The organism is Exiguobacterium sp. BMC-KP (assembly GCF_001275385.1).
In the GTDB taxonomy this organism is placed as follows: Bacteria; Bacillota; Bacilli; order Exiguobacteriales; family Exiguobacteriaceae; genus Exiguobacterium_A.
The window spans coordinates 1-849 of record NZ_LGIW01000004.1 but is presented as its reverse complement, the minus strand read 5'-3'; the positions used below and the strand labels follow the sequence as shown (position 1 = coordinate 849).

The 849-nt window shown below is 54.1% G+C and carries 1 rRNA gene; it reads right to left on the bottom strand.

What is annotated here, in order from left to right:
• Positions 1 to 849: ribosomal RNA gene (locus ADM98_RS00400) — 23S ribosomal RNA — on the bottom strand; the annotation flags it as partial.

The following is an 849-nucleotide window of genomic DNA, read 5'->3' as shown; positions in this document are numbered from 1 at the left end:
CTTTGCGCTCTACGAATGATTTCCAACCATTCTGAGGGAACCTTTGGGCGCCTCCGTTACTGTTTAGGAGGCGACCGCCCCAGTCAAACTACCCGCCTGACACGGTCCTCCAGCCGGATTACGGCTGCGAGTTAGAGACTCTATGCATGAAGGGCGGTATCCCAAGGGTGACTCCTCCGAAGCTGGCGCTCCGGGCTCGACGTCTCCCGCCTATCCTGTACATCATGCACAAAGCCTCAATATCAGGCTGTAGTAAAGCTCCATGGGGTCTTTCCGTCCTGTCGCGGGTAACCTGCATCTTCACAGGTACTATGATTTCACCGGGTCTCTCGTTGAGACAGTGCCCAAATCGTTACGCCTTTCGTGCGGGTCGGAACTTACCCGACAAGGAATTTCGCTACCTTAGGACCGTTATAGTTACGGCCGCCGTTTACTGGGGCTTCGGTTCAAAGCTTCGCTTGCGCTAACCCATCCCCTTAACCTTCCAGCACCGGGCAGGCGTCAGCCCCTATACGTCATCTTGCGATTTAGCAGAGACCTGTGTTTTTGCTAAACAGTCGTTTGGGCCTATTCACTGCGGCTCTACATGTGTAGAGCGTCCCTTCTCCCGAAGTTACGGGACCATTTTGCCGAGTTCCTTAACGAGAGTTATCCCGCGCGTCTTAGAATTCTCATCTCGCCTACCTGTGTCGGTTTACGGTACTGGCGCCTTCCCCCTCACTAGAGGCTTTTCTTGGCAGTGTGAAATCGTGACCTACGTCCCTACGGGACTCCGCATCGTTCCTTGACTTTGGTGCCTGACGGATTTGCCAATCAGACGGTCTTGAAACTTGCACATGCACTTCCATC